Genomic DNA, 24,229 nt, shown 5'->3' with positions numbered 1-24,229 from the left:
ACTAGGCGCTACGCGCCGTTTTGTTGGCGTTTTTCTTAAATAGCTCTCGGAAAATAGGATAAATATCATCAACAGCACGAATGTGCTCTATGGCAAAGTTGCCGAATTGAGCCGCGAGTTGCTCATACTCTCGCCACAAGCTTTGGTGTGCACGATTGGTGATTTCGACATAGGCATAGTATCGCACCATGGGTAAGATTTTATTGCTCAACAAATCGGCGCATTGCGGTGAATCATCTGCCCAGTTGTCGCCATCGGACGCCTGCGCTGCGTAGATATTCCATTCACTGGATGCGTATCGCTCACTCACTATTTGATGCATCAGTTTTAATGCGCTGGAGACAATGGTGCCGCCAGTCTCTTGCGAGTAAAAAAACTCTTGTTCGTCGACCTCCTTGGCTTGAGTATGATGGCGGATATACACCACCTCAATGTTTTCATAGCTGCGGGTAAGAAATAGGTAGAGAAGAATATAAAAGCGTTTCGCCATGTCTTTGGTGGCTTGATCCATCGAACCAGAGACATCCATAAGGCAAAACATAACGGCCTTAGAAGTGGGGTGCGGACGCTTTTCGTAGTTGCGAAAGCGTAAGTCGTAATTATCAATAAAAGGCACCGCAGATATTTTTCGCTCAAGCACTTCTATCTGCTCAAGGAGCGCGTTAATTTTGGTTTGCTCTGGTACGGGGGCATGCTCAAGTTCAACCAATTGCGCTTTTAGTTCAGCGAGCTCGCGTCGCTTTGCTGCGGTCATCGCCACTCTTCGAGCAAGTGAACCTTGTAAAGAACGAACAATATCAATATTGCTTGGCATGCCATCGCTGCAAAAACCAGCGCGGTGCGTTTTCATTTGTACTAGCTTATCGACACTGGTTTCTTGTAAGTTCGGTAGTTCTAAATCTTCAAATAATAAGTCTAGATACTCATCCTTTGAAATTGAGAATACAAACTCATCTTGCCCTTCACCTTGATCGCTGGCTTCGCCCTCACCAGCGCCGCCGCCTTGACCCTGCGGCGGGCGTTTTATTTTATCGCCTTTATTAAATTGGTCGTTGCCCGGGTGTACCTGCTCACGATGCCCCCCGCGACCTTGGTGAAAAAAAGGCTCCTTGATGTCTTTGGCGGGGATAGAAATGCTTTCTCCGCTAGAGACATCAGTAACACTGCGTTTATTTATAGCGTCTGAAACGGCTTCTTTAATTTGCTTTTTATAGCGGCGAATAAAGCGCTGTCTGTTTAACGTGCTTTTATTCTTGCCGTTCAGGCGCCTATCGATAAAGTGCGCCATAAAACCTCCCTCAACTCACTACGTGCTGGTTACTGCGATTTGCGAACGCGCAAATACCACTCAGACAGTAAGCGCACTTGTTTCTGGGTGTAGCCTTTTTCAACCATTCGGTTAACGAAGTCTTCGTGTTTTTTCTGATCCTCTGCTGATGTCTTGGTATTAAATGAGATAACCGGCAGTAAGTCCTCGGTGTTGGAGAACATTTTTTTCTCAATCACTGTGCGCAGTTTCTCGTAGCTAGTCCAAAGCGGATTCTTACCGTTGTTGTGAGCGCGCGCTCGTAAAACAAAATTAACGATCTCGTTGCGGAAGTCTTTGGGGTTAGAAATACCCGCAGGTTTTTCGATTTTCTCCAGCTCAGCATTGAGTGCGGCGCGGTCGAATAGCTGCCCGGTGTCAGGGTCGCGATATTCTTGATCTTGGATCCAAAAGTCGGCATAGGTGACGTAGCGATCGAAGATATTTTGCCCGTACTCGGAGTACGACTCTAAATAAGCTGTTTGTAGCTCTTTGCCGATAAATTCGACATATTGAGGGATCAGATAGCCTTTTAAGTGCGACAAGTAACGTTCTTGCACTTCGGCGCTGTATTGCTCCCGCTCTATCTGCTGTTCCAATACATAGAAAAGGTGGACCGGGTTGGCAGCTACTTCACTGTGATCAAAGTTAAACACGCGCGACAAGATTTTAAATGCAAAGCGGGTTGATAACCCAGTCATGCCCTCGTCGACGCCGGCATAGTCGCGGTACTCTTGGTAGGATTTGGCTTTAGGGTCGGTATCTTTCAGGCTTTCACCATCGTAGACCCGCATTTTTGAGTAAATGCTGGAGTTTTCAGGCTCTTTTAGCCGCGATAACACCGAGAACTTCGCTAAGGTTTCTAAGGTGCCTGGAGCACACGGAGCGTCGCTTAGCTCGCTGTTGTGCAGTAACTTATCGTAGATTTTTACCTCTTCAGTGACACGTAAGCAATACGGCACTTTCACAATGTAAACCCTGTCTAAAAAGGCTTCATTATTCTTATTATTTTTAAACGTTTGCCACTCTGATTCATTTGAGTGGGCCAAAATAATGCCATTAAAGGGCAGGGCGGAAATCCCCTCAGTACCGTTGTAGTTGCCTTCTTGGGTGGCAGTTAGCAGCGGATGCAGTACTTTAATGGGCGCTTTGAACATTTCGACGAATTCCATCAAGCCTTGGTTTGCAAGACATAAAGCGCCTGAGTATGCGTACGCATCTGGATCGTTTTGCGCGTAATGTTCAAGTTTACGAATATCAACTTTACCCACTAGGGCGGAGATATCTTGGTTGTTTTCATCACCAGGCTCAGTTTTGGCAATGGCCACTTGATTTAAAATAGAGGGGTAGCGCTTTACCACCTTAAATTGACTGATGTCACCATTGTATTCTTTTAATCTTTTCGCTGCCCAAGGCGACATGATGGTACGCAAATAACGCTTTTTAATGCCGTATTCTTTTTCTAGCAGTTCGCCGTCTTCAATGGCATTAAAAAGGCTCAGGGGGTGATCATTCACCGGTGAGCCTTTAAGACAGTAAATAGGCACTTGTTGCATCAAGTACTTAAGCTTTTCAGCAATCGATGATTTACCACCGCCCACAGGACCAAGCAAGTATAATACTTGTTTACACTCCTCTAGGCCTTGTGCGGCGTGTTTTAGGTAGGAAACAATCTGCTCAATGGCATCTTCCATACCATAAAACTCATTGAAAGCGGGGTATCTTGGTACAACTCGGTTAGAGAAAAGCCGACTTAACACCGCATCTTGCGATGTATCGACCATTTCTGGCTCGCCTATGGCTGTTAGCAGGCGCTCTGGTGCCGTGACATAGGCTGTCTTGTCTTTTTTGCACAGCTCTAGAAACTCGCTAATGCTGTACTCTTCTTCCTGGGATGCTTCAAATCGTGATTGATAATGCTCGAAAATTGTCATACCGACCTCCAAGTTACCCGAAGCTGAGATGAAAGGGTGGAAAGATGCGACTCGGTACTTAAAGCGTAGACAGTAAAGTGAAATTTTGCGAAATATATTAGGAATTTAGTTATTCATATTTAGCGCTATGAACAGCCACAAAAAAGCCGCATGAGCATGGTGCGCATACGGCTTTTATCAACTTAGAGCATGCAGGTGAAAAAATTTCACCTATTTATATCAGCGGTTAAATTAAGCGCTGAAGTTCTGGTTTGCGAAGTCCCAGTTTACTAGCGACCAGAAGCCTTTAAGGTAATCTGGACGTACATTGCGGTAGTCAATGTAGTAAGCATGTTCCCAAAGGTCAACGGTCAGAATTGGAGTTACGCCTTGCTCAGTTAGAGGCGTAGCTGCATTTGATGTGTTAACGATATCCAATGAACCGTCTGCAGTTTTAACTAACCAAGTCCAGCTCGAACCGAAGTTGTTTACTGCTTTGTCATTGAATGCTTCTTGGAACGCTTCAAAAGAGCCCCATTTAGCGTTAATCGCATCGGCTACAGCGCCGGTTGGTGCACCACCACCGTTTGGAGAAAGGCTGTGCCAGTAGAACGTGTGGTTCCAGATCTGAGCAGCATTATTGAAAACACCGCCTTCAGATGAGCATACGATTTCTTCGAGAGATTTACCTTCGAAATCAGTACCAGCAATAAGGCCATTTAGCTTTTGCACGTAGGTGTTGTGGTGTTTACCGTGGTGATACTCAAGCGTCTCTTGAGAGATATGTGGCTCTAATGCATTGATTTCGTATGGTAGTGACGGTAGTTCAAATGCCATGTTTTTCTCCATCTATCATTATTTGAAAAAAGGGCAAGCAGCTGCGCGCGGACTGCGCAAAGTGTACTGAATGCCATTATAGTGGTACTATAATTCCTGAGTATTTTACTCAAGTTTTAGCAAACAGCAACGCCAAAACGGCGACAAGTGCCTGAACCTGCGTTTACAGTAGACGTCTTATACGACGATTTTGCTACATCAGAGCAAAAAATATCGTGGTTGCCTTCATCACCGTCATGCTACTGTATCAACAGCGCGCTGTTTGCTTTAAAATTACTGCTAACGATAGACATTGTGGTCAAAGTGATGGATTTCAACACTTACCGTCACATTTAACAGAAATTGAGGTTGTACATGGAAACCGTTGAAAAGATTAAACAGCAAATTGCTGAAAATCCCATTCTGCTTTATATGAAAGGCTCTCCAAAACTACCAAGCTGTGGCTTTTCTTCTCAAGCAGCGCAAGCGATGATTTCTTGCGGCGAGCAGTTTGCTTACGTTGATATCCTACAAAACCCGGATATTCGTGCTGAGTTACCAAAATATGCGAACTGGCCAACTTTTCCGCAGTTATGGGTGGAAGGTGAGTTAGTCGGTGGTTGCGACATTATTATTGAGATGTTCCAACGCGGCGAGTTGCAGCCTCTCATTGAGCAAACAGCGGCAAAGTACAAAGACGCTGATAGCGAATAAGAGTAAAAAAGCCAGGTTCTCCTGGCTTTTTTATTAATAGTAGCGCCCTGTTCAGAGGCTTTGACTGATACCATCGAGCAGCAACGCATTTCTCACTAAAAAGGCAATTTTTCGAATCCCTCGGTAAAAACTTTCTATCTGCACATCTTCGGTTAAACTTTGTTATTAATAGCAGTTTATTGGGCGTGCCTTGTATGTTCATGCTTTATATTCGTATGACCGTTTTAATTTTGGCAGTGGCCTTACTCCCCGCTAGCTACTCCTACGCGCAGCGTCAATCTATTACGATTGACTATCAAGTAAATGATGTAACCATGAGTTACACAGGCTTCTGGCGCGGCAGCACCTTTATTGTTGATGCAGGGTTCGAGCGTAATGTGATCGTCGCGACGCTTGATTGGCCTCCTTACTTGGGGCGTAATCAATGTCAGGGTGGCTGGCTATTGCATTATATGGCGGCGTTGCTATTGCAGGCTGGGTATAATCCTGAGTTCAGGTTTTTGCCTTGGGCTCGAGCGGTGCGCATGACTGAATTGGGTCATGCGGACATTTTAGCTCCAGAGTATGAAATAGAATCATCCGCGCCCTCAGATGTCATCCCTGGCAGCACGCGGCTTAATCACCTCGCATTGTCCTCAGCATTAGCGCATGCACCGGTGCATTATGTGGCTGCAGCAGACAGTGCTATCACCCAGGCCCCGCAAATATCGGAATTGCCCAATTACTCTCTTGGTATCGTTCGTGGCTATCAAAATGCCCCCCAGGTAGATCAAGTGATCGACAGTGGTCAAGTCATTGTCCAGCAAGCTATAGATGACGCGCAAAACCTTAACTTAGTGGTTAACGGGCGCGTTAACCTCATTATTGGCGATCCCTTGGTATTACATACCGTTGCCAGTGCAAACGGTATTGACCGCGCTGCCTATCGAGTATTGCAACCAAGCATAACCAATCAGCCATTGTATTTTGCGCTATCGAAAACGCGGCCACAGTGGCAAGTGTTGATGCAAGATATCAATCAAACCATTCCTGTTGCCAGTGCTCAGCAATTGCGCCAACAGCTCACTGAGCGTATTGACGAGCACTGTGCAGCTCAGGGCGCACATTGAGGTGAATTTTTATTCGCAGCATGAATAATTATTCACAAGCACTACATCTTTACGTTAACGTAAACGTCCGTTTTTAGGCTCGCTATTTACACGATTTGTAAATATGACACTGGTGTCATATAAAAAATAACGAGTATAAATAGTAAAAATACCTCTATATCCCCTTGCTTCGCATATGTTTACAAAGCGTGAAAAATATTCAAGAATGTGAATATGTATTCATAATTTCATTGACACTCTGTTTGCAAAGCGTTAGCGTTGACGGTCTGCTAGGCCGCCTGTGAGGGTTGCTTGCAACGCGGTTAGCACGCAGTAGCAAGGGGGAGAGGAGTCCGCAAATGTTATATGACTCAGCATTAGAAAAAGATAATTGTGGCTTTGGCTTGATTGCCCAAGTCAACGGGCAAGCCAGCCATAAGTTGATTCGCACCGCGATCACGGGTCTTGCCCGTATGGAACACCGGGGTGGTATTTCTGCAGACGGTAAAACCGGTGATGGTTGTGGCTTGCTGATGCAAAAGCCAGACAGCTTTTTTCGAGCTGTAGCCAAAGAAAACAACTGGTTACTGGGCAAGAACTATGCTGTGGGAATGGTTTTCCTAAGCCAAGATCCGGTTCAAGCCGAAGCGGCAAAACGCGTTATCACCAAAGAATTAGAACAAGAAACACTGACCCTACAAGGGTGGCGTGAAGTGCCGACCGATACCAGTTACTTAGGCGATATTGCCTTAAAGCAATTGCCACAGTTTATGCAGGTTTTTGTCAGCGCCCCGGAAGGATGGCGACCAAAAGATTTGGAACGTCGGCTTTACATTGCCCGCCGACGTATCGAAAAACAGTTAGAACAGGATAAGGATTTTTACATTGCTAGCCTGTCTGGGTTAGTCACTGTATATAAAGGCTTGATGATGCCAGAGGACTTGCCAAATTTTTATCTCGATTTGGCAGATATCCGCATGACCTCGGCAATTTGTGTTTTTCACCAACGTTTTTCCACCAATACCCAGCCGCGATGGCCTCTAGCACAGCCGTTCCGCTATTTGGCTCATAACGGTGAAATCAACACCATAACGGGCAATCGACAATGGGCTCGGGCTCGTGCTTATAAGTTTTCCTCGCCACTGCTGCCTGATTTGCAAAGTGCCGCCCCTTTTGTCAACGAGAGTGGCTCAGACTCTTCAAGCTTGGACAACATGCTGGAGTTGTTTTTAGCCGGGGGGATGGACCTGTTCCGCGCGATGCGCATGTTAGTGCCACCGGCATGGCAAAAGAACCGAGCGATGGATGATGATCTGCGCGCATTTTATGATTTCAACTCTATGCATATGGAGCCTTGGGATGGACCTGCGGGCATTGTGATGTCCGATGGTCGCTTTGCTGCATGTAACCTCGACCGTAACGGCTTGCGACCTGCTCGCTATGTGGTGACCCAAGACGGGTTTATCACCTTGGCTTCAGAGGTCGGGATTTGGGATTATGCCGCCGATGAGGTGGTGGAGAAGGGCCGTGTGGGTCCTGGTGAACTGATGGTGGTTGATACCTTGCATGGCAAGGTATGGCACTCAGGAGAAATCGATCAAGACCTCAAAGCAAGGCACCCTTACAAACAATGGCTGGAGCAAAACGTTAAGCGCCTCACGCCTTTTGAGAAGCTGACCGACAAAGAAGCCGGTAACCGTTCGTTTGACGCTGATACGCTACTGATTTACCAGAAAATGTTTGCGTACACCAATGAGGAGTTGGACCAGGTCATTCGGGTGATGGGTGAAAATGGCCAAGAAGCCACCGGTTCAATGGGCGATGACACGCCATTTGCGGTACTTTCTGAAGGCCATCGCTCCTTATATGATTATTTTCGACAAAAGTTTGCTCAGGTCACGAATCCGCCTATCGATCCATTGCGCGAAAACCATGTCATGTCACTAACGACCTGCATTGGCCGTGAGCAAAATGTTTTCAATGAAACCACAGGACACGCTAAGCGCTTGCAATTTGATTCGCCAGTGCTGATGTACTCGGATATGGTGCAGCTGCGCAGTGCCAATGATGAGCACTATAGCCACAGCCAAGTGGACCTAAACTACACCAGTGATGAGACCTTAGAGCAGGCGTTGGAGCGCGTTTGTGATGAGGCGCAGCGTAAGGCTGAAGAAGGCGCGGTGATGGTGATTTTAACCGACCGCCATATTACCCAAGACAGCCTGCCTATTCCGGCGGCAATGGCCGTTGGTGCGGTTCAGCAACGTTTAGTGAATAACAACTTGCGTTGTGACACTAACATAATTATCGAAACTGCAAGCGCACGCGATCCTCATCATTTCGCGGTGTTACTTGGTTTTGGTGCAACTGCTATTTACCCTTACCTCGCCTATGAGTCGCTGGTGGCAATGAGCGATAACAAGGTGATCGACAAGAGCTACCGCGAAGTGACGCTGTCTTATCGCAATGCTATCAACAAAGGGTTGTTTAAGATTATGTCGAAAATGGGGATCAGTACCATTTCGTCATACCGGTGCTCTATGTTGTTCGAAGCGGTGGGGTTATCCGATAAAGTGGTCGAGCTATGCTTTAAAGGCGTGGCGAGTCGTATCGCTGGTGCCTGTTTTGAGGATTTTGAGCACGACCAAGGCAAGTTGCGCAAACTAGCATTTAGTGCACGTAAACTGCTCTCCCATGGTGGACTGTTAAAATATGTTCATGGCGGCGAATATCATGCTTATAACCCCGATGTGATCCAAACACTGCAAACCGCAGTGCGCTCAGGAGACTATGCGGACTATCAACGTTATGCGGCCCTAGTAAACAATCGTCCCATCACTAATTTGCGCGATATGCTCGCGCTGCGCAGCGATACTGCGGCCATTAGTGTCGATGATGTTGAGCCGGCAGAGGCGCTTTACCAGCGCTTTGATTCTGCCGCCATGAGTATCGGCGCTTTATCGCCAGAAGCGCATGAAGCTCTGGCAATAGCGATGAACCGCTTAGGCGGGTGTTCTAACTCGGGCGAGGGTGGCGAGGACAAGCTGCGCTTTGGTACCGATAAAAATTCACGTATTAAACAAGTGGCATCAGGACGCTTTGGCGTCACTCCGCACTATCTGCGCAGTGCTGATGTTATCCAAATCAAAGTCGCCCAAGGCGCTAAGCCTGGCGAGGGAGGCCAGCTGCCCGGTGAGAAGGTCACACCTTATATCGCAAAACTTCGGTATTCGGTACCAGGTGTGACCTTAATTTCACCTCCACCACACCACGATATTTACTCGATTGAGGATTTGGCGCAGCTGATATTCGACCTCAAGCAGGTGAATCCAAGTGCGATGATCTCGGTTAAGTTGGTATCAGAGCCAGGGGTCGGCACCATTGCTACCGGTGTGGCCAAAGCTTACGCCGACCTTATCACCATAGCCGGGTACGACGGTGGCACCGGGGCCAGCCCACTGACATCAGTGAAGTATGCGGGTAGCCCGTGGGAGTTGGGATTAGCTGAAACGCAGCAAGCCCTAGTTGAAAATGGCTTGCGTCACCGTATTCGCTTGCAAACAGACGGCGGTTTAAAAACCGGCCTAGATATTATTAAAGCGGCCATTCTCGGCGCTGAAAGCTTTGGTTTTGGCACTGGGCCTATGGTGGCTCTGGGGTGTAAATACCTGCGTATTTGTCACCTCAATAACTGTGCAACCGGTGTAGCGACGCAAGACGAGACGTTACGGGCCAAGCATTATCATGGCTTGCCTGAGATGGCGATGAACTACTTTAAGTTTATTGCCCAAGAGGCGCGAGAAATCATGGCATCGCTGGGCGTCACGCGGCTAGTGGATTTAATTGGTCGTACCGAATTACTCGAAGCCATTGAGGGCAAAACGCCAAAACAGCAAAAAGTCGATCTCAGTCATTTATTGGACAAGCCCAATAATATCAGCGGTGAGACCCTATACTGCTCAGTGCACAATACTTCGCATTATACGGGGCGCTTGAATGAGGAGCTGCTCGATAAAGCCAAGGAGGCCATTGATAACTTATCGGGTTTAAATTTGGTGAGCCGCATTAATAACACCGATCGTTCCATTGGTGGCATGCTTTCCGGCTATATTGCCTCGAAGCACGGTAACCAGGGTATGGCCGCTGATCCAATTCGTCTTGAGCTACATGGCACCGCCGGGCAATCCTTTGGTGTGTTTAATGCCGGTGGTCTCGAGATGACCCTTATTGGCGATGCCAATGATTATGTCGGTAAAGGCATGGCTGGTGGGCGCTTAGTCGTTCGCCCACCAATGGGCTCATGTTTCCAATCACACCAAGCGGCAATTATTGGCAATACCTGCCTATATGGTGCAACTGGGGGTCATTTATATGCTGCTGGTTGTGCTGGCGAGCGCTTTGGTGTGCGTAACTCCGGCGTCACCGCTGTGGTTGAAGGCTTAGGAGATAATGGCTGCGAATACATGACCGGCGGCGTCGTATGTGTGCTTGGTAAGGTTGGGGTCAACTTTGGTGCGGGGATGACAGGTGGTTTTGCCTATGTGCTCGACGAAGCCCAAGACTTTGATAAACGCATCAACCCAGAGCTGGTGGAAATTGTCGAACTAGACAACTTAGTAACACATCATGAGCACCTCCGAGGATTGATAGCTGAACACTTAGAACTCACCGGTTCGCAGCGAGCCGAGGCTATTCTTGCTAGCTTTGATCTGTATCTACCGCTGTTTAAGTTGGTGAAACCAAGATCCAGTGATGTGCAGAGTTTATTGGGCCACCGCGCCCGCAGTAGCGCGGAGTTGCGCGTACAGGCGCAATAGGAGGAAGTATGAGTCAGAATGTTTATCAATTTATTGACGTGCAGCGCGTGGATCCAAGAAAAAAGCCGATTTCCACGCGAAAGCAACAGTTTGTCGAGATTTACGAACCATTTTCGCAAAACCAAGTCGACTCTCAGGCCGATCGCTGCTTGGATTGCGGCAACCCCTATTGTGAGTGGCAGTGCCCGGTTCATAATTACATCCCGCAGTGGCTAAAGCTGATCCGCACTGGACGTATACTCGAGGCAGCAGAGCTGTCTCACCGCACCAATAGCCTGCCAGAGGTGTGTGGGCGGGTATGCCCGCAAGACCGTCTTTGTGAAGGCGCTTGTACGCTTAATGAAGACTTTGGTGCGGTGACTATAGGGAATATAGAAAAATACATCACCGATACCGCGTTTGCTATGGGCTGGAAGCCTGATATGAAGCACGTGGTGTGGACCGATAAAAAAGTCGCCATTATAGGTGCTGGGCCCGCTGGCTTGGGGTGTGCTGATGTGTTGGTACGCAATGGCGTTAAGCCGGTGGTATTTGATCGTCACCCGGAAATCGGGGGGTTGCTAACCTTTGGCATTCCTTCTTTCAAGCTTGAAAAAGAAGTAATGCAGCGTCGTCGTGAAATCTTCACCGAGATGGGAGTGGAGTTTCAACTGAATACCGAAATAGGCAAAGATATTGAATTGCAAAGTATTATTGATCAATACGATGCAGTCTTTTTAGGTGTTGGCACATACCAAAGCATGCGCGGCAATTTAGCCAATGAGGATGCCGAAGGCGTCTATGACGCATTACCATTTTTGATTGGTAATACTAATCGCGTGATGGGCTATGACGAAAGCCAAACGCCTTTTGTTGATATGCAAGGCAAGCGCGTTGTCGTGCTCGGCGGTGGAGACACCGCGATGGATTGTGTGCGTACCTCGGTGCGTCAACAGGCAAACCATGTGATCTGTGCCTATCGTCGCGATGAAGAAAATATGCCGGGCTCAAAGCGCGAGGTGAAAAACGCCAAAGAAGAAGGCGTGGAATTTATGTTCAACGTGCAACCCAAAGGTATTGAGGTGAATGAACAAGGCATCGTCACCGGTGTGAAAATGATAAAAACCCAACTCGCAGAGGCGGATGAAAATGGTCGTCGCCGCGCTGAGGAAGTTGCGGGCTCTGAACATGTCGTGGCCGCTGACGCCGTGCTCATGGCTTTTGGCTTCAAACCCCACAAGATGGAGTGGTTATCGCCGTTTGGTGTCGAAATCAATAGCTGGGGTGGGATCACTGCGCCTGAGCAAGGCGAATATACTCACCAAACGACTAATCCAAAGATTTTCGCTGGTGGTGACGCGGTACGAGGCTCAGATCTGGTCGTCACCGCGATCTTTGAAGGTCGAAACGCCGCCGAGGGCATCATGGACTACCTCGAGGTATAAAGTTCTTTTCTGGGAAAATCAAAGCGGGCCCTTGTTGGCCCGTTTTTTTATAGCTAACAGTGACTGAAAAAGGATAAGCTAAAAACCGCTCAACCGGTTTTTCATCCGTAAGTGCAAATTATGACAGGGAGGTAATGAGCTATGGAATATGTGTTAGCGGTGACTCTGTTTGCCATTTCGGCTTCCATCACTCCAGGACCCAACAATATTTTAGTGATGACTTCTGGCGTTAACTTTGGCGTTAAGCGCAGTCTGCCGTTACTGACAGGCATTTGCGTGGGCTTTGCTGTTATGTTGTTGCTTGTCGGCCTAGGATTTTCTTATGTATTTAGCAGATACCCAAGCCTGCACTTTGTCATAAAGTGTTTAGGTGTTCTTTATTTACTCTATCTTGCGTTTGTTATTGCTTTTTCATCCGCTGCCATTGAGGGGAAGGAGCAGCATCGACCTTTATCATTTATCAATGGTGCGTTATTTCAATGGGTTAATGGTAAAGCTTGGGTTGTTGCTAGCGGCGCTATTGCCGCTTTTACGAGTGTTGGAGGGGAATTTAGTGGCGACAATATTGTTATCGTCCTGACTTTCTTATTGGTGTCATTTCCCTGCGTTGGCGTGTGGCTAATGTTCGGTTCAATGCTTAAAAATCTACTCAACACCGCAAACAGACGTCGCTGGTTTAACCTGATGATGGCTTTGTTACTGGTGTTATCGGTGATACCTGTGCTCAAGGAAATAGTAACAGCACTTTAGTGCACAGCCTCAATCCATAAGACCGTACACATTGCTAATGTCGAGTTGTTAGCGCTCTGAGCGCTCATATAGAGTTAATCGAGTGTAATCCCTCACCCGTGTGCAGCAATCAACTCTTTGGCGTTAGCCAGAGTTGCTTTACTAATGTTGTCCCCTGCTAATAACCGCGCAATTTCATCGACTCGTCCTTGCTTATTCAACGGCTGCATCTGTGTATAGGTCTCATCGTTGGCCACTTCTTTGGCGACAAAAAACTGGTTCATAGCACTGGAAGCCACCTGCGGTAAATGGGTCACACAGATTACTTGTGTTGATTCACCCAAACGACGTAATAACTTACCTACCGCAGCGGCTGTCGGGCCAGAAATACCCACATCCACTTCATCAAAAATAAGAGTAGGCGTGGTAACCCGTTGAGCGATAATTACTTGAATCGCTAAACTGATGCGCGATAACTCGCCTCCGGATGCTACTTTGCTAAGCGCCTGTAAGGGCTGGCCTGGGTTGGTACTGACCATAAACTCTATGCGGTCTTGGCCTTGCTTACTGGGGGCTCGTTCGTTGTCGTAATCAAGCTCAATAGCAAAGCGGCCATTTTCCATCGATAATTCATGCATACTGGCGCCAATTAACTCGCCCAGTTGCTCAGCCGCGTGTTTGCGGCTGTCTGAAAGCGCTAAACTGTGCTGCTGATAAGCAGCCAGTGCCGAGGCTATTTCTTCGTCTAATTGGGCTAAACGTTGGTCATCGACGCAAATAGCTTCTAACTCAGCCTTAATATGCTGATGGTGCTCTACTAAGGCGTCGGGTTCAACCATGTGCTTTCTTGCCAGAGTTACTGCGGTGCCAAGACGCTCATCTAGATACTGTAAGCGCTGTGGATCCAGTTCGGCGCCATCGCAATAAGCGCGTAACTCGCGGCTAGCCTCTTCCACTTGCACACACGCATCGTTGAGCATATTCGCTACGCCCTCAAGAGCGTTATCAATGTTGGCCAGTTCGGCGATAGCAGCGGCGCTTTGCTGCAATGCACCGTTAATGGTTTGTTCTTCGCCCTCATATAAGGCATAAAGCTGTTGTTGTGAGCCTTCTAGTAATTGCTGTGAATGACTGAGTTTGTGATGCTCAGCTTCAATGTCAGCGTATTCACCCTCATTGAGGGAGAACTCATCAAGCTCAGCAACTTGATATTCAAGCAGTTGCTTCTGTGCTTGTTGTTGGGCGTGCTTAGCTTCTAGCTGCTGGCGTTCACGATGGAGATTGGTATAGGTATGATGTGCGCTGGCCACTTGTTCAAGTAGTGCACCGTGGCCTGCGTATTCGTCTAGCAAATGCAGCTGCTGGTCGCTTTTTAACAACAGTTGATGGGCATGTTGGCCATGGATGGAAAGTAAATATTGGCCTAACTCCTTTAGCTGTCCAGCGGTGACGGCAATGCCATTAACGTAACTTTTACTACGGCCATTTTTAGCAACCACGCGACGCAGCAAACATTCGTCATCATCGCCTTCTAACATATGCTCTTGCAAATACTGTTGTGCTTTAGGCAGCTGGCTAATATCAAACCGCGCGCTAATATCGGCTTGCTTTGCCCCTGGGCGCACTGCACCAGCGTCAGCACGTTCACCTAAACACAGCGACAGCGCATCAATAGCAATGGATTTACCGGCCCCAGTTTCACCGGTTATGGCGGTCATGCCACTGCGCCATTGGGTTTCCAATTCGCTTACAATGGCAAAATTAGTAATTTTTAATCCACACAGCATACTGTTCATCCATCCAGTTATGTATAACTGTTAATCTATACAGTGTTTGTGGTTTTTGCAAATTAAATTTTAAACAGTTTCGTGCTGTGCTGATGAGTGCTCTTGCTGCTCATCGACGTCGTCCTCAGTCTCATCAGGCTCGTCTTTAAGCTGCTCGTGGTCACTGAGATCGCTGGAGGTAAGCTGCGTCAGCAGGGTAGGGAGGATGTCATGGTAAAACGCAGCATTAAACTCGATACCGCGTGTGGGTAATTCACTAATAAAGTATTGAATCCGCTCTGCTAGAGTATCTATGTCGTTACGCACATAAGACTTAGCTAACTCGCTGTCCAACGTCTGCAGCACACGTTCACTAATGTATTCTAAATACGTGAGGTTATCCTCATTGTGCCCTTGAACAACGAAGAAGTTGCTGCAGATAGCATTGAGTTGCGGCACATGTTTGGGACGTAGAATACGAGCTTCTTCATACTCATGCAGATGGCTTTGAAAGCGTTGTTGAACTTGCTTGACCCGAGCGTTAAACATACGTCGTTGAGCCTCTCGCGCTTTCTCACGGTTGCGCTCAATGACCATGTACACACCAAGCAAGGTAATAAGTAAAATAAGTGTCAAGATGACGACGAAAACCATGAGGATACGAGTGGGAACCGAAAACAACGAATGCCCTATTCTTATGTAAATAGGGCCTAATTGCAATAAAAACTGAACGCTAAGTTAACGCTGGCTAATACAAGCGTGAACCCCAGTTTAGCTTTTGCCTCAACACGTTATAGTACGAATAGTCAGTTGGATGGACTAGCCGCAAAGGCTTTTCAGCCTTTTTAATAACAACCTCATCACCAGGGAGCAGGGCCAGTACCACGTGACTATCACAACTCACTTGCAGGCTATCGGTATTACTAGGACTGAGTTGCAAACGCACCACACTGTCGCCATCAACGACGAGCGGGCGGCTGGAGAGGGTGTGTGGGAACATAGGTACTAGCGACATGGCATTTAAACCTGGCGTGAGTATGGGCCCGCCACCAGAAAGTGAATAGGCGGTAGAACCCGTGGGCGTGGACACTATCAGACCATCTGATTTTTGTGAAAAGACAAAATCATCGTTGATAAAACACTCAAATTCAATCATATGAGCCACTTTATCGGCGTGCAGTACGGCCTCATTCATGGCTGAGTTGGCACTTTTTAGCTCAGCATGGCGAAACACTTCGACTTCCAATAAAAAGCGTTTTTCTTCTATATACTGACCGCTGAGAACCTGCTCTAAAGAGGCTTCAAAGCTATCGGGGTTTAAATCGGTTAGAAAGCCTAAGTTACCTCGGTTTACGCCGATCACCCCAACATCAAAACGGGCAAGCACCCGAGCGGCACCGAGCATGTTACCATCGCCGCCGACAACAATCGCCAAATCGGCCCGTTCACCCAACTCCACTAAATCCACCAAAGTGGCTTCTTTCGCGTCTTCAAGTTGGCCGCCATAGTGGCGCTCGACCAAAACCTTGTAGCCTAGTGCTTGCAAAAAGGTATAGAGGCGTTGTAATGTCAGCGCCGCGCCTTCATGATTGGCTTTACCAATTAAGCCTATGGTTTTAAAAGATGCGCTCATAAATGTGCCAAGACCGAACTAACTCCTTATAGAGTAACGCAAAAGTCAGGGTGTTGAAACTGAGGCAAAGAGCCTAAATTATAACTATATGAAATTATCACCACGTGACGAGCAGATTTTCTCTGCTGTAATGAGCTTGTATTGCGACGGCGAAGGTAATCCTGTCGCCTCGACCCGCATTGCTAAACAAAAAGGCATGGCGGTGTGCAGTGCCACCGTGCGCAATGCCATGTCTCGACTTGAAAAGCTCGGTTTACTGTACTCACCTCATACCTCTGCGGGGCGTATTCCTACTGAGCAGGGGTTTGCGTTTTGGTTTGACAGCTATTTCGACCTCGACCAACTCGGCTTGTATTGGCAGCCCCCGCAGGACAAACTGATTGAGTTTGCGCATCACCTCGCGCGACGCTTTAAAGTGTGCGTCTGTGTCGGCCTGCCACAGGTAACGACGCAAGTTGTATTTCGAGTTGAAGTACTTGATTTTGACCGCAAACATTGGCTGGTGCTGCTGCTTGACCGGCACGGGCAAAGCCATAACATTCTTATTACTAAGCCGGTTGAAGCCAATGACGACATTCGCTATCAGTTTGCAACTTGGCTGAATTCGGTGTTTGCCCAGCAAAACCTGCTCGAGGGGATCCACCGCATGAAAGCAATGAGTCGTACTGCACCGCATTATTGTCATGGTTCGCTGGCTCAGTGGACGCGAGAGCTGGGTAATAAATTGGGCACTGATAACAGCATCGTGGTGGGCGAGAATAACCTCTACGCTCACAGCCAGCATGACCAAGAATATGCTATTGGAGTGCGCTTTTTGCATGCGGTTGAAGATAAGCTGGCCTTTCGCAATGGCGTGTCGGTGCTACTAGGTAACAGTGTGCCGATGCCGGGATTCGATGACTTCTTAATATTGAGTTTGGCGTACTTTGCGAATCACGAATACCAAAGCCGGTTTTGTGTGATTGCTCCGAAATCAGCAGAGATCGAAGCAATTATTCAAGAATTTGCGCAAATCGAAGAAGTGGACCTTGAAACCACTTAAACCATCCCCATAATGAAACGCAGTTAAGCAGTTTTTGGAGAACAGATAAATGTCCGAGCAAACACAGGCGAAAGAAAACGAACAGGACAACCCGCAAGAAGCGGTGGAACAAGAGCAGGCGAGTGAGCAACAAGCTCAAGGCGATGATAACAGCGCAGAAGCTGAAATCGCTGCGCTTCACGCAGAATTAGAAGCGGCGAAGCAAACGATAGAAGATCAAAAAGATAGCGTTGTTCGCGCTGCTGCCGAAGTGGAAAACATTCGTCGTCGTGCGGCTCAAGATGTCGATAAGGCGCACAAGTTTGCACTGGAAAAGTTTGCCGGTGATCTGCTTCCTGTGCTCGATAACCTTGAACGTGCCATTGAGTTCGCTGATAAAGATAACGAGGCTATTAAGCCTATGCTCGAAGGCGTTGAAATGACAGCGAAAAGCTTTGTTGAAGCGCTTGGCAAATTTAACGTTGAAGTGGTTGAGCCACAAGGCGAAACATTCAACCCTGATTTACATCAGGCAATGAGCATGCAACCCAGTGAAGACGTAGCACCTAATACCGTGCTCGCAGTGATGCAAAAAGGCTACACCCTCAACGGTCGTCTATTGCGCCCGGCTATGGTGATGGTGTCAAAGGCACCGTAATAGCCTTTAGATAATGCTTTAAATGCCCGCTTAGCGGGCATTTTTTTTGTGATGCCAAAACTGGGTAAGCAGAATCAGTACTAGGGCACTGAACATCATACTTGAAAATGGCACCGCATTTTCGGGATGGATCAGGGCGAGAATAGGCCCTACCAGCGCGCCGCTACCAAAACGCAAAGTACCAATCACGGCGGTTGCGGTGCCGGAGTTGCGTTCGAATTCCATTAAAATAAGGGCGTCAGCATTGCTGGCAATGATACCCAAGCTCATCATTAATGGCGCAATACTAAAGACGATAAAGTACAGTGACTGCTGCATTAGGCTCACTGTGAGTAAGGTGCCACCGGCAATAAAAGCCAGAGCTAAGCCGATAAATAACATGCGCCGAGAACCCACTTTTGGCACCACACGGGTATTGACGAAGTTGCCTATCATCAGCGCTATTACGTTAAAGGCAAATAACACCCCAAATAATTGCTCTGACACTTCAAAGTAATCTAAATAGATAAACGGCACCGAGGTCAAAAAGCAAAAGAAAGCGAATGACGCTAACATTGAGGAGAGTATATCTGCCCGGGCTTTAGGTTCGCTCAGTACTACCGAGTAGCTTTCAAAAAACAGCCTCAAGCCACGCTTTTCACTGCGATAAATGGGAATGTCGATCAGGTGCATTTGCACCCACACAAGAATGAATACGGCATAGCCCGCTAACGTTAAGAAAATCACTTGCCACTGCGCCAGAGAAAGGATCAGCGAGCCAATACTTGGGGCAATGAGCGGTGCAATCATCATAATCATCGACACATAGCTCATGCCTTTAGCGGTATTTTGCTGATATATATGACGAATAATGCCAGGCACCACAACGGTAGCAGCGGCGCCGGTAAAGGCTTGTGCAGCCCGTAATGCCCAAAAAAGATGGATGTCTTGGCAAAACGCCAACGCCAGTGAGCACAGCGCAAATAGCCCGAGACCAATGCGGGCAAGGCGACGACGGCCCATTTGATCGGCTATCGGGCCAAAAAACAGCATACCTAACGCATAACCACCTAAGTACACACTCAGTGAAATTTGTACTTGTGGCATGGTCGCGCCTAAATCAGCGGCAATTTGCACCATCGCCGGCAGATACATATCCACCGCAAGCGGGGTAATAGCAACAATACTGGCTAACAGCGGCAGTAATAAACGCCGACTAGGCGTTCTTATATCGTCTGTGGACATAGAATTCAGTCTTCAATTTGATAGTGTGGAGAAACCAAGGCTGGCTTGATACTTTTAACGTATTGGGGTTCAGCGCAGACGGATAAAACACCTTGGTTTGTTCACTATATCACCCGCTGCCAGTAGGTAACAGCCAAATGTTATTAAGATAATGTTAATTATACAGTTTTATACTTTTGCGTAGAGCTAGGCGAGCCCCATCACACTTTGCTATGCTAACCTTATTCGGTAAATAGGGAACAAATCATGAAACATGCTTTAATCGCGCTGGCGCTTGTCGCCGCGCTTGGTGGATGCAAAACATCGCCCACGGGGCGCACCCAAGTGGCTTTATATTCAGACAGTGAGATGAGCCAACTCGGCGGTGCTAGCTTTGAACAAATGAAAAAAGAACAGAAGATCAACAAAGATCCAGCCACCAATGCCTATGTGCAGTGTGTGGCTGATGCGGTGATCACCGTTCTACCGCAGCAATACGCGCAACAAGAGTGGGAAGTGGTGGTGTTTGATGAGCCCTCGGCGAATGCCTTCGCATTACCTGGTGGCTACATTGGTGTGCACACCGGGCTATTAGATGTCGCGCAGAATCAAGATCAACTCGCGACGGTGTTGGGTCATGAGGTGGGGCACGTGATTGCAGAGCACTCAAATGAACGCGTTTCGCAAAGCCAACTACTGCAAACGGGTATGCAGTTAGGTGCTGTGGCACTGGATATGAGCGAGGTGAGCTATCGCAATGAGATTATGCAGGCCTTGGGTCTAGGAGCCCAATTTGGTGTGGTGTTACCCTTTAGTCGTACTCATGAAAGCGAAGCCGATGAAATCGGTCTTGAGTTGATGGCCAAAGCAGGCTTTGAGCCTCAACAGTCAGTGGCATTGTGGCAGAATATGGCCAAGCAAGGTGGCGCTCGTCAGCCAGAGTTTCTATCAACCCACCCGGCGCCATCAAGTCGCATTACGCAGTTGCAAAAGCAAATGACCAATGCACAAAGCTTGTATAGCAGTGCTCAAAAGCAAGGCAAGCGCCCGCAATGCCGTTAGTCGCTCGGTAAGCACTTAAATGCTCAGCGCCTATAAAAAACTTAAGCAAAGGCCGCCAGTATTTATCCCACTGTTACTGGCGCTTGTGCTTATCATTGATAGTTTGATTAGCGCGCCGGTATTTGCCATACAGTGGCACAGCCCCATGCTGATGTATCGTATCGGTGTGGTGTTTAGCTCGGTTAAGTTAGCACTGGCTGGTGGTTTGAGCGCATATTTGTGGTGGGCGATAGAAAAGCGCAGCTACAGGCCTTTGGCTACTATCGCCGCGCAAGCAGTCATGCTAATGAGTGCCTTACATGGCATTTTACTGCTTGTGGGTATGCAGAGTGTGATCGATAAATCAAAGCACTATGAGCAGATTGGCCCTTATATCTTGGCGCAACAGCACAATGATAACGAGCCTGGCTACATGCAGGTGCTCTATGTATATTGCCCTAAAGCACTGGGTTTTTACCGCTTAACAGAGGTTCAGCGCCAGCCCGGGCCTCCTGCGATGCTGTTAGTCAAGCGAGATAAACAATGGTTTGTGCAAGGCACTGACCATGCACTGCCATCACTTGGAGAAATCTGTGGCCAATAATTACTTAGTGACACTATTGATAGCCGTGGCGAGTTATAGCGGCTTTAGCAATGCCAAGGGCAGTGATAGCGCTTTGCATCTAGACCCTAGTTTGCCAACAAGCTTAGCGCTGGCCTTTGCTAATGATAACAATATTGAGCCGGATATCAGTGCTTTCAAAGTATTAAATGTGGTGCCTATGAGCAGTCGCTCTGGGCGTCGGGTGGCGATGCTGACCATTGAAAACACTGAAAGCGGCCAACGTAGTTTGAATCATCAGCAGGTCATGGGGCTTTTTGCAGATGGTATGCGGCGCTCACCAGAGGCTTTTAAGCAATTATTTACGGGGCGACAACGTTTGTCTATTACCGTTGATTTTGCGCAGTATGACCACCCGCTGCTTCAGGTGTATACACGTAACGAATAGCCAGTGTGAAACGCAGTAAGATGCTTACAGCACGCCCGCTAAGGAAGAGGTAAGCGAGCGCTTACCTCTACAATAAATCAGCGCTAAGCGCGGCTGATAAACTTGCTCTCAGCGGTGTTAATTTTAATCTTATCGCCGCTGGAAATGTGTTCAGGCACTTGTACTACCAGCCCTGTACTCAAGGTTGCCGGTTTGGTGCGTGCACTGGCCGACGCGCCTTTAATGGATGGTGAGGTGTCTTCAATCACTAATTCAACGCTAGTTGGTAGGTCGATGGACACTGGGCGTCCTTCAACTAACACCACCTGTAAGCCTTTGGTCGACTCGTCAATAAACAGTAGCTGTTCAGCAATGCTGTCTTTGTTGAGATGATAGGGGGTGTAGTCCTCTTCATCCATAAACACATGCTCATCACCGTCAACATACGAAAACATCGCAGCACGACGCTGTAAATCGGCAAAATTAAGCATGTCTTCGGCTTTGAACGTTTCATCCACCTTGGTGCCATCAACCACATCATACATGCGCATGCGGTACAGGCTTCCACCGGCGCGGCCTTGAGGCACAGAGCGCTCAATGTCGCGTACAATCATCACCCGACCTTGATACTCAATAGCCGCGTGTTTTTTTATCTCACTTGCCTTGGGCATTATTATTATTCCTCGATTATCTAAGAGCTGTAAGTTACCTGATCAAAAGGTCCAAGCCAAGTGAATTTGCGGAACCGACTCAGAGGTATTGGTGCCCAGTTTATTGTGCCAATATTGCCATTCGATACCTAGCATCAAGGTGCGTTCTTTGGCGTTAAGCGCGTGGCCCAAATCCCACTGCAGGATCGGTTGTGCTAATACCCAGTTTTGTACTTTTTCGCCAAACTCATTAGTACGGCCATCAATGTACTCAACGTGGCCGGTAAAGTAGAACTTTTGCTCGCCGAGGCTAAAAGGTGCGCCCCAGGCAATATCCAGCATCCAACTGTCGCTTTCGGTTGGCGCGCCGCCGGCACTAATACCATCGCTATCATCAATATAAGCTGTGACTAAGGTAGAGAAAAAGTCAAAGCCATCTACCTGCCAGTCGAGTTTCACGCCGGGTAGGTATTTCAGTACCTTGGCATCGCCTGCGGCATTAAAGCCCATTACAAAACCGACATCCTTGAGAGGGCCGGCACTGATATTTTCGCCAGAGATTTTTGATAGGCTGAAATTCGAGTACCACTCACCGTAGAAATCACTGTCTTGGTAGCCATCATCAAGATCATCATGAATAACATCGATAAAAAAGAAGTTATCGCCGTAATCGTAAGCCGACGCGTGTTGCAAAGACACGACGCTGGTATCTGCTTTTTGGCCCGAGAAGGGATTTTTAAAGTCGCCATAATTCACGTGCAGTTGAGTCTGACTCCAATTGGCCGCGAACGCTGGCATGCTCAGCAAGCTACAGCCTGTCAATGCACAGGCGACAAGGTTACGTGTATTGATTTTCATAACAAGATGTTTCTAAAAGGAAAGTCAACGCAATTATAGCAGATGATGGCGAACAACCACCATCTGCATGGCGTTGATTTAACCGCGATGGCGCCGCAGTATGATGGTAATAATTGCCGTAACAGCCAAGATGAAGCAGTAATAAGCCGAGGTTGATACCTGCCATGGACTAATGCTAAACGTTGCACCTAGTAGCAGAGCTTGGGCGCCGTATGGCAATGAGCCTTGTAGTACACAGGCAAAAATATCCAGTAAACTGGCCGAGCGCTTTGCTGCAATGTCGCCATCGTCTGCGAGCTTCTTAGCCACCGGGCCTGCGACAATAATGGAGACCGTGTTATTGGCAATACACAAATTCGATGTCATCACTAGCAGCGCAATACCAATTTGGTCAGCCACCTTGCGATTGAAACGGGCAATGATTTTGGTCAACGCTTGAATTTTATTGGCAAGGTAATCCAGCCCCCCACCTCGGCGAATAAACTCCGACAGGCCACCGATGAACATGGATAACAAGAAAATCTCTTGCATGTCACTGAAACCCTGATAAACGTCTTTTACAAAGGCTCCGCCTTGGTAGTCGCCTGTAAAGCCCATTATTGCCGCGAAGATAATGCCGCTAAAGAGCACTACAAAGACATTCAGTCCCATCACTGCAAGCACAAGAATAAAGAAATACGGCAATACTAAGAGCCAGTCAAACTCCGCTACTTCTACCTGTTGTGGCGGTGGTGTGAGCATGACCAATAATGTAATAGTTAAAATGGCGGCAGGCAGGGCGATTTTTAAATTCTCACGGAACTTGTCTTTCATCTCGCAGCCTTGGGTGCGTGTAGCCGCAATGGTGGTATCAGATATGATCGATAAGTTATCGCCAAACATGGCCCCGGAGACGATAGTACCCGCCATAAGTGCAGGGTCGATGCCTGTTTTCGCCGAGACGGCAAGGGCGATTGGGCCGATGGCGCCAATGGTGCCCATAGACGTGCCCATGGCCGTCGATACTATCGCGGCTATTAGGAACAGCCCAGGTAATAACATACTTGCAGGAATAAAAGACAGACCGGCATTGACCACAGCATCAACGCCGCCGGTGGCTCCAGCAACAGCGGAAAATGCGCCGGCCAATAGATAAATCAAACACATGGTGATGATGTTGCTATGCCCAGCACCACGAATAAAGGTTTCCACCGAGGCATTAATACTTTGTTTTGTTATCAAAAAGGCGATAACGATGGCTGGTAGAATCGCGACTGGGGCAGGGAGTTGGTAAAACGCATAATCGACACCTTGCGATTGCAAATACAATCCAGTGCCCAAAAATAGCGCGACAAAAATAAGCAGTGGAAGCAACGACAGTTTTGCCGTTGTTGCGTTGTAAGTAGGCTGCATGAATACCTCAAAAAATGATCGCCAACAGCCAAAAGTTCTTCTTTTAGCTGTATTTCTTTCGCATGATTTGTCCATCAAACCCTGCGTGCGCCCGCAAGCCAAAGACCAAATCGGCGCGTAATTTTGGGCAGTTTATACGTATGGACGGCTAAAGTCTACGGCGTTCATTGTGGTTGTTGTTATTTTACTCAGTAGTAACACAAAAAATTAA

The 24,229-nt window shown here is 47.8% G+C and carries 20 protein-coding genes; 10 read left to right on the top strand and 10 right to left on the bottom strand.

What is annotated here, in order from left to right:
- Position 1 precedes the first annotated feature (1 nt).
- The 3 genes from MHM95_RS03610 to MHM95_RS03600 all read right to left on the bottom strand — a co-directional run bounded on the left by MHM95_RS03610 (position 2) and on the right by MHM95_RS03600 (position 4,056).
- Positions 2 to 1,288, bottom strand: coding sequence for a YeaH/YhbH family protein (locus MHM95_RS03610; RefSeq protein ID WP_022946162.1), 1,287 nt, complete (start codon positions 1,286 to 1,288; stop codon positions 2 to 4).
- Positions 1,289 to 1,317: 29 nt separating this feature from the next.
- Positions 1,318 to 3,240 (bottom strand): PrkA family serine protein kinase, encoded by a 1,923-nt coding sequence (locus MHM95_RS03605; RefSeq protein WP_022946163.1) that lies wholly within the window; start codon positions 3,238 to 3,240, stop codon positions 1,318 to 1,320.
- A gap of 231 nt (positions 3,241 to 3,471) precedes the next feature.
- Complete coding sequence (locus MHM95_RS03600; RefSeq protein ID WP_022946164.1) at positions 3,472 to 4,056, bottom strand: Fe-Mn family superoxide dismutase; 585 nt, start codon at positions 4,054 to 4,056, stop codon at positions 3,472 to 3,474.
- 354 nt (positions 4,057 to 4,410) lie between these two features.
- Between MHM95_RS03600 and MHM95_RS03595 the strand changes: the two genes are divergently transcribed.
- The 5 genes from MHM95_RS03595 (at position 4,411) to MHM95_RS03575 (ending at position 12,828) form a co-directional block, all read left to right on the top strand.
- Complete coding sequence (locus MHM95_RS03595; protein ID WP_022946165.1) at positions 4,411 to 4,749, top strand: Grx4 family monothiol glutaredoxin; 339 nt, start codon at positions 4,411 to 4,413, stop codon at positions 4,747 to 4,749.
- A gap of 194 nt (positions 4,750 to 4,943) precedes the next feature.
- A complete protein-coding gene (locus MHM95_RS03590) occupies positions 4,944 to 5,858 on the top strand; it encodes a transporter substrate-binding domain-containing protein (protein WP_239384248.1) in 915 nt (304 codons plus the stop codon).
- 338 nt (positions 5,859 to 6,196) lie between these two features.
- The gene (gene gltB, locus MHM95_RS03585; RefSeq protein ID WP_239384247.1) at positions 6,197 to 10,654 is read left to right on the top strand and encodes a glutamate synthase large subunit; all 4,458 of its coding nucleotides are present in this window, start codon (positions 6,197 to 6,199) and stop codon (positions 10,652 to 10,654) included.
- An 8-nt stretch (positions 10,655 to 10,662) separates the two neighbouring features.
- Complete coding sequence (locus tag MHM95_RS03580) at positions 10,663 to 12,078, top strand: FAD-dependent oxidoreductase (protein WP_239384245.1); 1,416 nt, start codon at positions 10,663 to 10,665, stop codon at positions 12,076 to 12,078.
- Positions 12,079 to 12,219: 141 nt separating this feature from the next.
- A complete protein-coding gene (locus tag MHM95_RS03575; protein WP_239384239.1) occupies positions 12,220 to 12,828 on the top strand; it encodes a LysE family translocator in 609 nt (202 codons plus the stop codon).
- A 92-nt stretch (positions 12,829 to 12,920) separates the two neighbouring features.
- Here MHM95_RS03575 and recN read toward each other — a convergent pair whose 3' ends face one another.
- The 3 genes from recN to nadK form a co-directional block, all read right to left on the bottom strand.
- On the bottom strand, positions 12,921 to 14,594 hold the full coding sequence (recN, locus tag MHM95_RS03570; RefSeq protein WP_239384237.1) for a DNA repair protein RecN: 1,674 nt from the start codon (positions 14,592 to 14,594) through the stop codon (positions 12,921 to 12,923).
- A 69-nt stretch (positions 14,595 to 14,663) separates the two neighbouring features.
- On the bottom strand, positions 14,664 to 15,209 hold the full coding sequence (locus MHM95_RS03565) for a hypothetical protein (protein ID WP_200860099.1): 546 nt from the start codon (positions 15,207 to 15,209) through the stop codon (positions 14,664 to 14,666).
- Between the two features lie 112 nt (positions 15,210 to 15,321).
- Positions 15,322 to 16,206 (bottom strand): NAD(+) kinase, encoded by an 885-nt coding sequence (nadK, locus tag MHM95_RS03560; protein ID WP_022946172.1) that lies wholly within the window; start codon positions 16,204 to 16,206, stop codon positions 15,322 to 15,324.
- Between the two features lie 88 nt (positions 16,207 to 16,294).
- Between nadK and MHM95_RS03555 the strand changes: the two genes are divergently transcribed.
- Both MHM95_RS03555 and grpE read left to right on the top strand, forming a co-directional pair.
- Positions 16,295 to 17,248: an HrcA family transcriptional regulator gene (locus MHM95_RS03555; RefSeq protein WP_053911515.1), complete on the top strand. Its 954-nt coding sequence runs from the start codon at positions 16,295 to 16,297 to the stop codon at positions 17,246 to 17,248.
- Between the two features lie 49 nt (positions 17,249 to 17,297).
- On the top strand, positions 17,298 to 17,885 hold the full coding sequence (gene grpE, locus MHM95_RS03550; RefSeq protein WP_022946174.1) for a nucleotide exchange factor GrpE: 588 nt from the start codon (positions 17,298 to 17,300) through the stop codon (positions 17,883 to 17,885).
- 30 nt (positions 17,886 to 17,915) lie between these two features.
- Here the strand turns inward: grpE and MHM95_RS03545 are convergent, their stop codons facing one another.
- Complete coding sequence (locus MHM95_RS03545; RefSeq protein WP_045980318.1) at positions 17,916 to 19,109, bottom strand: multidrug effflux MFS transporter; 1,194 nt, start codon at positions 19,107 to 19,109, stop codon at positions 17,916 to 17,918.
- Between the two features lie 246 nt (positions 19,110 to 19,355).
- Between MHM95_RS03545 and MHM95_RS03540 the strand changes: the two genes are divergently transcribed.
- The 3 genes from MHM95_RS03540 to MHM95_RS03530 are packed head-to-tail and all read left to right on the top strand — an operon-like array spanning position 19,356 to position 21,139.
- Complete coding sequence (locus MHM95_RS03540; protein ID WP_045980319.1) at positions 19,356 to 20,150, top strand: M48 family metallopeptidase; 795 nt, start codon at positions 19,356 to 19,358, stop codon at positions 20,148 to 20,150.
- 19 nt (positions 20,151 to 20,169) lie between these two features.
- Positions 20,170 to 20,733, top strand: coding sequence for a hypothetical protein (locus MHM95_RS03535; RefSeq protein ID WP_239384235.1), 564 nt, complete (start codon positions 20,170 to 20,172; stop codon positions 20,731 to 20,733).
- Positions 20,723 to 21,139: a hypothetical protein gene (locus MHM95_RS03530; RefSeq protein ID WP_152440973.1), complete on the top strand. Its 417-nt coding sequence runs from the start codon at positions 20,723 to 20,725 to the stop codon at positions 21,137 to 21,139. Before MHM95_RS03535 ends, MHM95_RS03530 begins: the two co-directional genes overlap by 11 nt.
- Before the next feature lie 83 nt (positions 21,140 to 21,222).
- Here the strand turns inward: MHM95_RS03530 and yeiP are convergent, their stop codons facing one another.
- The 3 genes from yeiP to MHM95_RS03515 all read right to left on the bottom strand — a co-directional run bounded on the left by yeiP (position 21,223) and on the right by MHM95_RS03515 (position 24,018).
- Positions 21,223 to 21,789: an elongation factor P-like protein YeiP gene (gene yeiP, locus MHM95_RS03525; protein WP_045980321.1), complete on the bottom strand. Its 567-nt coding sequence runs from the start codon at positions 21,787 to 21,789 to the stop codon at positions 21,223 to 21,225.
- A gap of 42 nt (positions 21,790 to 21,831) precedes the next feature.
- Positions 21,832 to 22,626, bottom strand: coding sequence for a nucleoside-binding outer membrane protein (locus tag MHM95_RS03520; protein WP_022946180.1), 795 nt, complete (start codon positions 22,624 to 22,626; stop codon positions 21,832 to 21,834).
- Between the two features lie 78 nt (positions 22,627 to 22,704).
- Positions 22,705 to 24,018 carry a Na+/H+ antiporter NhaC family protein gene (locus MHM95_RS03515; protein WP_022946181.1) on the bottom strand — a complete coding sequence of 438 codons (1,314 nt, stop codon included), beginning with the start codon at positions 24,016 to 24,018 and terminating at the stop codon, positions 22,705 to 22,707.
- Positions 24,019 to 24,229 lie beyond the last annotated feature (211 nt).

It is taken from the genome of Pseudoalteromonas sp. CnMc7-15, assembly GCF_022347925.1.
Taxonomy (GTDB): domain Bacteria; phylum Pseudomonadota; class Gammaproteobacteria; order Enterobacterales; family Alteromonadaceae; genus Pseudoalteromonas; species Pseudoalteromonas ruthenica.
Note: the sequence above shows the minus strand (reverse complement) of the source record. Positions and strands in the feature narration are given on the sequence as shown.

Excerpts from the sequence above, each read along its gene's own strand:
- MHM95_RS03610 (WP_022946162.1), bottom strand. The coding sequence starts at position 1,288 with ATGGCGCACTTTATCGATAGGCGCCTGAACGGCAAGAATAAAAGCACG.
- MHM95_RS03605 (WP_022946163.1), bottom strand. The coding sequence starts at position 3,240 with ATGACAATTTTCGAGCATTATCAATCACGATTTGAAGCATCCCAGGAA.
- MHM95_RS03600 (WP_022946164.1), bottom strand. The coding sequence starts at position 4,056 with ATGGCATTTGAACTACCGTCACTACCATACGAAATCAATGCATTAGAG.
- MHM95_RS03595 (WP_022946165.1), top strand. The coding sequence starts at position 4,411 with ATGGAAACCGTTGAAAAGATTAAACAGCAAATTGCTGAAAATCCCATT.
- MHM95_RS03590 (WP_239384248.1), top strand. The coding sequence starts at position 4,944 with ATGTTCATGCTTTATATTCGTATGACCGTTTTAATTTTGGCAGTGGCC.
- gltB (WP_239384247.1), top strand. The coding sequence starts at position 6,197 with ATGTTATATGACTCAGCATTAGAAAAAGATAATTGTGGCTTTGGCTTG.
- MHM95_RS03580 (WP_239384245.1), top strand. The coding sequence starts at position 10,663 with ATGAGTCAGAATGTTTATCAATTTATTGACGTGCAGCGCGTGGATCCA.
- MHM95_RS03575 (WP_239384239.1), top strand. The coding sequence starts at position 12,220 with ATGGAATATGTGTTAGCGGTGACTCTGTTTGCCATTTCGGCTTCCATC.
- recN (WP_239384237.1), bottom strand. The coding sequence starts at position 14,594 with ATGCTGTGTGGATTAAAAATTACTAATTTTGCCATTGTAAGCGAATTG.
- nadK (WP_022946172.1), bottom strand. The coding sequence starts at position 16,206 with ATGAGCGCATCTTTTAAAACCATAGGCTTAATTGGTAAAGCCAATCAT.
- MHM95_RS03555 (WP_053911515.1), top strand. The coding sequence starts at position 16,295 with ATGAAATTATCACCACGTGACGAGCAGATTTTCTCTGCTGTAATGAGC.
- grpE (WP_022946174.1), top strand. The coding sequence starts at position 17,298 with ATGTCCGAGCAAACACAGGCGAAAGAAAACGAACAGGACAACCCGCAA.
- MHM95_RS03545 (WP_045980318.1), bottom strand. The coding sequence starts at position 19,109 with ATGTCCACAGACGATATAAGAACGCCTAGTCGGCGTTTATTACTGCCG.
- MHM95_RS03540 (WP_045980319.1), top strand. The coding sequence starts at position 19,356 with ATGAAACATGCTTTAATCGCGCTGGCGCTTGTCGCCGCGCTTGGTGGA.
- MHM95_RS03535 (WP_239384235.1), top strand. The coding sequence starts at position 20,170 with ATGCTCAGCGCCTATAAAAAACTTAAGCAAAGGCCGCCAGTATTTATC.
- yeiP (WP_045980321.1), bottom strand. The coding sequence starts at position 21,789 with ATGCCCAAGGCAAGTGAGATAAAAAAACACGCGGCTATTGAGTATCAA.
- MHM95_RS03520 (WP_022946180.1), bottom strand. The coding sequence starts at position 22,626 with ATGAAAATCAATACACGTAACCTTGTCGCCTGTGCATTGACAGGCTGT.
- MHM95_RS03515 (WP_022946181.1), bottom strand. The coding sequence starts at position 24,018 with ATGCAGCCTACTTACAACGCAACAACGGCAAAACTGTCGTTGCTTCCA.